This is a genomic window from Burkholderia sp. Ax-1720, assembly GCF_011753035.1.
GTDB classification, from domain to species: Bacteria; Pseudomonadota; Gammaproteobacteria; order Burkholderiales; family Burkholderiaceae; genus Burkholderia; species Burkholderia gladioli.
In genome coordinates, this window is record NZ_VWWK01000247.1 from 1 (window position 1) to 8340 (window position 8340).

Annotated in this window: 9 protein-coding genes; 5 read left to right on the forward strand and 4 right to left on the reverse strand. The window is 70.7% G+C overall.

What is annotated here, in order from left to right; all coding sequences use genetic code 11:
* Positions 1-1026: DUF72 domain-containing protein (locus F3J18_RS34065; RefSeq protein ID WP_166916497.1), on the forward strand; the 1026-nt coding region annotated here is incomplete at its 5' end.
* Positions 1027-1115: 89 nt separating this feature from the next.
* On the opposite strand, the gene msrA is transcribed toward F3J18_RS34065, so the two are convergent.
* Positions 1116-1673, reverse strand: a complete 558-nt coding sequence (gene msrA, locus F3J18_RS34070; RefSeq protein WP_025101698.1) for a peptide-methionine (S)-S-oxide reductase MsrA — start codon at positions 1671-1673, stop codon at positions 1116-1118.
* Between the two features lie 168 nt (positions 1674-1841).
* Here msrA and F3J18_RS34075 point away from each other — a divergent pair, with 168 nt between their 5' ends.
* Positions 1842-2354 (forward strand): flavin reductase family protein, encoded by a 513-nt coding sequence (locus F3J18_RS34075; RefSeq protein WP_025101697.1) that lies wholly within the window; start codon positions 1842-1844, stop codon positions 2352-2354.
* On the opposite strand, the gene F3J18_RS34080 is transcribed toward F3J18_RS34075, so the two are convergent.
* A complete protein-coding gene (locus F3J18_RS34080) occupies positions 2341-2841 on the reverse strand; it encodes an Lrp/AsnC family transcriptional regulator (protein ID WP_013699205.1) in 501 nt (166 codons plus the stop codon). The genes F3J18_RS34075 and F3J18_RS34080 overlap by 14 nt on opposite strands.
* Positions 2842-2968: 127 nt before the next feature.
* Here F3J18_RS34080 and kynB point away from each other — a divergent pair, with 127 nt between their 5' ends.
* From kynB to kynA, 3 genes are all read left to right on the forward strand, one after another.
* Positions 2969-3616 (forward strand): arylformamidase, encoded by a 648-nt coding sequence (gene kynB, locus F3J18_RS34085; RefSeq protein ID WP_025101696.1) that lies wholly within the window; start codon positions 2969-2971, stop codon positions 3614-3616.
* A 75-nt stretch (positions 3617-3691) separates the two neighbouring features.
* Positions 3692-4942: a kynureninase gene (gene kynU / locus F3J18_RS34090; protein WP_166916499.1), complete on the forward strand. Its 1251-nt coding sequence runs from the start codon at positions 3692-3694 to the stop codon at positions 4940-4942.
* 46 nt (positions 4943-4988) lie between these two features.
* On the forward strand, positions 4989-5903 hold the full coding sequence (gene kynA / locus F3J18_RS34095) for a tryptophan 2,3-dioxygenase (protein ID WP_166916501.1): 915 nt from the start codon (positions 4989-4991) through the stop codon (positions 5901-5903).
* Positions 5904-5930: 27 nt separating this feature from the next.
* On the opposite strand, the gene F3J18_RS34100 is transcribed toward kynA, so the two are convergent.
* Positions 5931-7388: an MFS transporter gene (locus F3J18_RS34100; protein WP_166916503.1), complete on the reverse strand. Its 1458-nt coding sequence runs from the start codon at positions 7386-7388 to the stop codon at positions 5931-5933.
* 305 nt (positions 7389-7693) lie between these two features.
* Positions 7694-8340, reverse strand: a 647-nt coding sequence (locus F3J18_RS34105) for a thiamine pyrophosphate-dependent enzyme (RefSeq protein ID WP_240156490.1), incomplete at its 5' end; no start/stop codon positions are given.

The following is an 8340-nucleotide window of genomic DNA, read 5'->3' on the forward strand; positions in this document are numbered from 1 at the left end:
GGCTCGCCCGACGGCAAGCCCGCCGCGTCGCGCCGCTCGCGCAAGCGCGGCGTCACCGCCGCCGCGATCGACGAGGCGGTCGCGGCCACCGCCGCGGCCCTGCCGCCCGGCGTGCATCTCGGCACCTCGACCTGGTCGTTCCCGGGCTGGAACGGCATCGTCTACGGCGAGGACTACTCGGCGCAGAAGCTCTCGCGCGACGGTCTCGAAGCCTATGGCGCGCATCCGCTGCTCAAGAGCGTCAGCATCGACCGCTCCTTCTACGCGCCGCTCTCGATGGCCGAGTACCTGCGCTACGCGCAGCAGGTGCCCGAGGATTTCCGCTTCGTGATCAAGGCGCCCGCCTCGGTCACCGACGCGGTGGTGCGCGGCTCGCGCGGCGAGCCGGCCGGCCCGAACCCGGCCTTCCTCGACGCGCGCATCGCCACCGACGACTTCGTGCGCCCCTGCCTGGACGGCCTGGGCCGCAAGGCCGGCGCGCTGGTGTTCCAGTTCTCGCCGCTGCCCGACCAATTGCTGGCCGACCCGGCCGGGCTGATCGAGCGCCTGGCGGCCTTCTTCGCCGCCCTGCCGCCGCTGCCGGCCGAGCCCGACGGGCCGCGCTACGCGATCGAGATCCGCGACGGCGCGCTGCTCACGCCGCGCTTCATCCGCATGCTGGCGAGCGCCGGCGTGCGCTACTGCGTCGGCCTGCATGCGCGGATGCCCGATCCCTTGCGCCAGGCCGCCGCGCTCGCGCTGCTCGACGGCGACACGCCCGGGCCGCTGGTGGTGCGCTGGAGCCTGCACGGCGGCTTCAAGTACGAGCAGGCCAAGGCCAAGTACGATCCGTTCGACAAGCTGGTCGACGAGGATCCGAGCACGCGCCACGCGCTGGCCGACCTGGCCGCGCGCTACGTGCTGGCCGGCCAGCCGGTGCTGATCACCATCAACAACAAGGCCGAGGGCTCGGCGCCGCTGTCCTGCATCGAGCTGGCGCGGGCGATCGGCGCGGCCGTCGAGCGGCTGCGCTCAGACGCGGCCTGAGCGGCCTGGGCCGCCCGCTTCGCCTGCCCTCGCGCCATGAAAAAACGGCGGCACCCCGATCGAGGTGCCGCCGTTCTGTTGCGTGCCGCTCAGCCGCGGTTCGACTTCAGCCGATGCGCGAACTTCTGGCGGAATTTCGCGATCTTCGGGCCGATCACCGCCGCGCAATAACCCTGCTGCGGATTGCGCGCGAAATAGTTCTGGTGATATTCCTCGGCCGGCCAGTAGTTGCCGTCCAGCAGCTCGACCTTGGTGACGATCGGCGCGCCGAAGATATGCTCGCGCTCGAGCGTGGCGATCACCTCCAGCGCGGCCTCGCGCTGCGCCTGCGACTCGGCGAACACCACCGAGCGGTACTGGGTGCCGACGTCGGCGCCCTGGCGGTTCAGCTGGGTCGGATCGTGCGTGGCGAAGAAGATCTCGAGCACCTCGCGATAGCTGATGCGCGCCGGGTCGTAGCTGACCTTCACCACCTCGGCGTGGCCGGTATCGCCGTCGCAGACCTCGCGATAGCCCGGGTTGCGCGTGTGGCCGCCCGCATAACCGGATTCGACCGCGAGCACGCCCTCGACATCGAGAAACACCGCCTCGGTGCACCAGAAACACCCGCCGCCGAACACGGCGACTTCCTGCACTGCCTGATTCATGTTCGCTCCTGACAGAGGATCCGGCCGGGGTTCGGCCGGATCGTTTCGGGCCGCCGGGTCGGGCAGCCATCGATTCCGTTAAAATCGGGACAAATTTCCCGATTTCCAGATGACCTCTTCCAACCTGTTTCGCCGCCGCGCGGGCGCCGCGCCGAGGGCCGTGCCGCGATGACGATCCGCGCCACCCCGCCCGACTTCGACGCCGCCACGTTCCGGCAGGCGCTCGGCCAGTTCGCCACCGGCGTGACCGTGATCACCACGCGCGCGCCGGGGGGCCAGTTGATCGGCATCACCGCGAGTTCCTTCAATTCGGTCTCGCTGGCGCCGCCGCTGGTGCTCTGGAGCCTGGCGACGCGCTCGGCCTCGCTGCCGGTATTCCGCGGCAACAGCCATTATGTGATCAATGTGCTGGCCGCGTCGCAGCTCGATCTCTGCAAGCGCTTCGCGACCGCCAAGGGCGACCGCTTCGAGGGCGTCTCGCACGCCGCCGGCCAGTCCGGCATGCCGGTGCTCGACGGCGCGCTGGCCTGGTTCGAGTGCCATAACCGCAGCCGCTACGACGAGGGCGACCACGTGATCTTCGTCGGCGAGGTGGAACGCTGCGGGCTGCACCCCGAAGCGGGCTCGCTCGCGCCGCTGGTGTTCCACGGCGGCGCGTTCCACGGGCTCAATCCGCTCTGACCGCCCCGGTGCGGGCCAGCGAGACGGGCGGGCCCGCCTCGTCCTTGAGCGTCTGCAGGACGATGTTGGAACGGATGTCCATCACGCCCGGCGCCTTGTAGAGGTGATTGAGCACGAATTCCGAATAGTGCTTGAGATTGTGGGCCAGCACGCGCAGCAGATAATGCGTCTCGCCCGTCACCACGAAGGCCGATACCACCTCCGGCCATTCCTTCAGCGCTTCGGCGAAGCGCTCGTGCCATTGCTCCTGATCGTTGCGCATCGACACCTGCACGAAAGCCTCCAGCTCGAAGCCGAGCTTTTCGCGGCTCAGGCAGGCGCGATAGCACTCGATCACGCCCTGCTCCTCCAGCAGCCGCATCCGCCTCAGACAGGCGGACGGCGACAGCGAGATGCGCTCGGCCAGGTCGAGGTTGCTGATCCGGCCCTCCTGCTGCAATACGGCGAGAATACGGCAATCAGTAGCGTCCAGCGAGATTGCATGCATTTCTGGTCCCCGTTTTAGCTATCGTTCAAATTATCTGCGATATTTGCCGAATGTCCATGTTTATTTCGCAAGCACTTTGCGGCCTCGATTGCCTATCATTCGAGCTGTGGAGACTTGATGAAAAACAATGGAAACGCTCTGGGATATTTCGCCGGCCATCTCCCCCGCCACGCCCGTCTGGCCCGGTGATACCGAGGTCGCGGTCGAGCGCGTGTGGCGCATGGAAGCCGGCTCGCCGGTCAACGTCGCGCGGCTGACGCTCTCGCCGCATACCGGCGCGCACGCCGACGCGCCCCTGCATTACGACGCCGAGGGCGCGCCGATCGGCGCGGTGCCGCTCGATGCCTATCTCGGAGCCTGCCGCGTGATCGACTGCCTGGGCGCGGCGCCCGCGGTGGCGCCCGGGCGGATCGCCGCCGCCTTGGCGGGCTGCCCGCCGCGCGTGCTGCTGCGCACTTATGCGAACGCGCCGCAACAAGCCTGGGACAGCGCCTTCTGCGCGGTCGAGGCGGCCACCATCGACCTGCTGGCCGCGCACGGCGTGCGCCTGGTCGGCATCGACACGCCCTCACTGGACCCGCAGGAATCGAAGACCATGGACGCGCACCGCCGCGTGCGCGCGCACGGCATGGCGATCCTGGAAGGCCTGGTGCTGGATGCCGTGCCGGCCGGCGACTACGAGCTGATCGCGCTGCCGCTCAAGTTCGCGACGCTCGATGCGAGCCCGGTGCGCGCGGTACTGCGCGCGCTGCCCGTCGATCGCGCGACGCCCTGATTCCCCCGATCCGACTTTCCGGCGCGCGGCTGCCGCTCGCGCCTCCCCCACTCACGAACCCAATCGATCCGCACCATGCAAACCCGTGAAGATGCGCTCGCCCTCGATCGCGACGACCCGCTCGCCCCGCTGCGCGAGCGCTTCGCCTTGCCCGACGACACCCTCTACCTCGACGGCAATTCGCTCGGCGCGCGCCCGAAGGCTTCGGCCGCGCGCGCCCAGGCGGTGATCGAGGCCGAATGGGGACGCGACCTGATCCGCAGCTGGAACACCGCCGGCTGGTTCGCGTTGCCGCGTCGCCTGGGCGACCGGCTCGCGCCGCTGATCGGCGCCGCCGAGGGCGAGGTGGTGATCACCGACACGATCTCGGTGAACCTGTTCAAGCTGCTCTCGGCGATGCTGCGCGAGCAGGCCAGGCGCGCGCCCGAGCGCCGCGTGATCGTCTCGGAGCGCTCCAACTTCCCGTCCGACCTCTATATCGCGCAAGGGCTGATCGCTCAGCTCGATCGCGGCTACGAGTTGCGACTGGTCGACCACGCCGCCGAGCTGGAAGCCGCGATCGACGCCGATTGCGCGGTCGCGATGATCACCCACGTCAATTACCGCAGCGGCTACATGCACGACATGGCCGCCCTCACGCGCCATGCGCAGCAGGCCGGCGCGCTGATGCTGTGGGACCTGGCCCACTCGGCCGGCGCGGTGCCGGTCGACCTGAACGGCGCGGCGGCCGACGGCGCGGTCGGCTGCACCTACAAATACCTGAACGGCGGCCCCGGCTCGCCGGCCTTCACCTGGGTGCCGAAGCGCCACCAGGCCAGCTTCGAGCAGCCGCTGTCGGGCTGGTGGAGCCATCGCTCGCCGTTCGCGATGGAGCCCGGCTTCGCGCCCGATGCGAGCATCTCGCGCTTCCTGTGCGGCACCCAGCCGATCGTCTCGATGGCGATGGTCGAATGCGGTCTCGACATCTTCCACGAGACCGACATGGGCGCGATCCGCCGCAAGTCGCTGGCGCTGGCCGATGCCTTCATCGCGCTGGTCGAGTCGCGCTGCGCCGGGCTCGAGCTGCGGCTGGTCACGCCGCGCGAGCCGGCACGGCGCGGCTCGCAGGTCAGCTTCGAGCATCCGCACGGCTACGAGGTGATGCGCGCGCTGATCGCGCGCGGCGTGGTGGGCGACTATCGCGAGCCGCGCATCCTGCGTTTCGGCTTCACGCCGCTCTACACGCGCTTCGTCGATATCTGGGATGCCGTCGAGGCGCTGCGCGAAGTGCTCGCCACCGAGGCCTGGCGGGCGCCCGAGTTCGCGGCCCGCACGGCGGTGACCTGAGCCGCCGCCCCCGCCGACGTGAGCGCCCCTGACCTGCCGGAGAGCATTGATCGTGAATCCTGACCATTCCAAGACCGACGGCGCCGATGCGCCGCCGCGCTGCCCGTTCTCGGGCACGCCGGCCCCGGCCGCCGCCGCCGGCGAGGGCTGGCACGACGCCCAGCTCGATTTCTCGAAGTCGATGAGCTATGGCGACTACCTGTCGCTCGGCTCGATCCTGAAGGCCCAGCATCCGCTCTCGCCCGACCACAACGAGATGCTGTTCATCATCCAGCACCAGACCAGCGAACTGTGGATGAAGCTGGCGCTCTACGAGCTGCGCGCGGCGCTCGATTCGATCCGCCGCGATGCGCTGCCGCCCGCCTTCAAGATGCTGGCGCGCGTCTCGCGCATCCTCGAGCAACTGGTGCAGGCCTGGAGCGTGCTGGCCACCATGACGCCGTCCGAGTATTCGGCAATGCGCCCCTACCTGGGCGCTTCCTCGGGCTTCCAGTCCTATCAGTACCGGCAGCTCGAATTCCTGCTCGGCAACAAGAACGAGCAGATGCTCAAGCCGCACGCGCATCGCCCGGAGATTCTCGCCGAGGTGGAGGCCACGCTCGACGCGCCCTCGCTCTACGACGAGGTGGTGCGCCTGCTGGCGCGGCGCGGTTTCCCGATCGCGGCCGAGCGGCTCGCGTGCGACTGGCGCGCGCCGACCGCGCACGACGCCTCGGTCGAGGCGGCCTGGCTAGCCGTCTATCGCGATCCCGCCGCGCACTGGGAGCTCTACGAGATGGCCGAGGAACTGGTCGACCTCGAGGATGCGTTCCGGCAATGGCGCTTCCGGCATGTCACCACCGTCGAGCGCATCATCGGCTTCAAGCAGGGCACGGGCGGCACCAACGGCGCGCCCTATCTGCGCAAGATGCTCGACGTGGTGCTGTTCCCCGAGCTGTGGCACGTGCGCACCACGCTGTAGGCGGCACGCGCGACGCAAGGCCGGCCCTCATCGCGACGGGTCGGCGATCCCTCCCCCGCCAAGCCGTTGCGCCCGCAACGGTTTCACATGATCGCGCAGCACGGCCAGCGCGAGCGCCGCGATCGTCATCGACACCACCAGCATCGCCAGATAGCCGGCCTTCCCGGCCGCGCCGATCACCCAGGCGCCGGCGAAGGCGCTGAAGATCGCGCCGAGCCGGCCGACCATCAGCGCGCCGGCGGTGCCGGTGGCGCGCACCGGGGTGGCGTACAGGTGCGCGCAGAGCGCGTACATGGTGGCCTGCACCGCATTGACGAACAATCCATGCAGGCCGAGCCCGAGCAGCAGCCAGCCGCGCTGGCTCGCGACATCGACACCGAACAAGGCGGCCGCGCTGGCCGCGCCGCCCAGCGCGCTCAATACCAGCGGCCAGCGCGAACCCCAGCGCGCGATGGCCAGCGCGCAGCCGAGCGCGCCGATCACGCCGCCCAGGTTGTAGGCGGTCAGGCCGCTGCCGGCCACGTCCACGCTCAGGCCCTGCGCGGCCAGCATCGCCGGCAACCAGCTGAAGGCGCTGTAGACGGCCAGCAGGGACATGAAGAACGCGCACCAGAGCGCGAGCGTGTCGCCGGCCAGGCCGTCGGCGAACAGCGCGCGAAAACCACGCCGCTCGGCGCCGATCCGCGCTGACGGCGCGCCGTCCACGATCCGCTGCTCGCGACCATCCGCGCCCGCGGCGGCCGCCGCGCGCCGCTCGACCGAATCGCTGAAGGCGGCATCGGCGGCCACGGGCCGGCGCATGCGCGCCAGCAGACGTCCCAGTTCGGGCCAACGCGCACGATGGCGGGCGAGGTAGCGCGGCGATTCGGGCAGCGTCGCGAGCAGCACGACACCGAGCAGCAGCGGCAGCGCGCCGCCGGCGACGAACAAACCCCGCCAGCCCTGCACCGGCAGCACCGCATGCGCGAACAACCCCGCCAGCATGCCGCCGAGCGGCACGCAGACGATGGTGGCGGTCACCATCAGGGTGCGATGGCGCGCCGGCGTGAATTCGGCGGTCAAGGTGGTGGCGGTCGGCAGCGCGCCGCCAATGCCGAGGCCGGCCACGAAGCGCAGCGCGGCGAGACCGGCGATGTCCTGCGCCGCGCCGATCGCGCAGGTGGCCGCGCCGAACACGAACACGCTGAGGATCACGGCGCGCCGGCGGCCGAAACGATCGGCGAACGGGCCCGCGGCGGCGCTGCCCAGCCCCATGCCGACCAGGCCGGCGGCCACCGCCGGCACGAAGGCCTCGCGCGCCAGGTGCCAGTCGCGGATCAGGGCCGGAATCGCGAAGCCGATCAACTGGCCGTCGAAACCGTCGAGCACGATCGACAACGCGGCCAGCAGCACGGCCAGGCCCTGCATCGCGCTGAACGGGCCGGCGTCGAGCGTCGCGCCGATATCGACGCCGCCCGCGGCCGCGGCCTGCCGCGCGCCGTTCATGCGCGGCCTCGATGCGACTGACCCGCAACGATGTCGTGCGATGCGAAGCGGCGCGCCGGCGCCCTGGCGAATCGGCTCATGTCCTCACTCTCCTCGGAATCCGGCGCGCTCTGGCAAGCCGCTTGCCGGGGCGGCCGCTTCGACGATCTTGCGGCCGGTTCATGGTGGTTTCGCCGCGCGTTGGCCGCCGATCGGCAGGGTCGATCGAGTGAGGCGATGCGTGCCGAACCAGCGGCGCGCCGCGCGAGCCCGCGCATCATAAGGCGATTCGCGCCGGCCCGGCGGCACGACCCGAAGCGCCGCGTTCAGGCCACCACGATCTCCAGCAGGCTCGGCCCGGGACCCGCCAGCGCGGCCTGCAAGGCCTCGCGCAGCAGCCCGGGATCCGCGACGCGCCGGCCCTCGCAACCGAAGCCGCGCGCGAGCGCGACGAAATCGAGCCCGGGCAGCGCGGTGCCCTGCACCGTCTCGCCGGCCGCGAAGCCGAACACGGGCGCGAATTCCTGCAGGGCCGCGTAACGGCCGTTGGCGAGGATCAGGAAGGCGATCGGCAGGCGACGCTGCGCGGCGCTCCACAGCGCCTGGATCGCATAGAGACTGGAGCCGTCGCCGAGCAGCGCGATCACGCGGCGGCCCGGCTCGGCCAGCGCGATGCCGACCGCGGCCGGCATCGCGTAGCCGAGCCCGCCGCTGTCCATGGTGTAGAAGCTGTCGGGCCGCGTGAAGGGCAGGTGCCGCTGCATCGCGGGCCGCGAGCTGGGCGCTTCCTCGACCACGATATCGGCCGCCTCGCGTACCTCGGCCAGCGTCTGCATCACGAACGCGACCGACATCGGGCCGCAGCCGCCATCGCTGCCGCTGCCTTCTCCACCACTGCCGGGCCCGACCCGCGCCGGCGCCTCGCGCGCGCCCGGCATCGCGCGCGCCGTCACGGCGGCAGATCGGAAGAGCG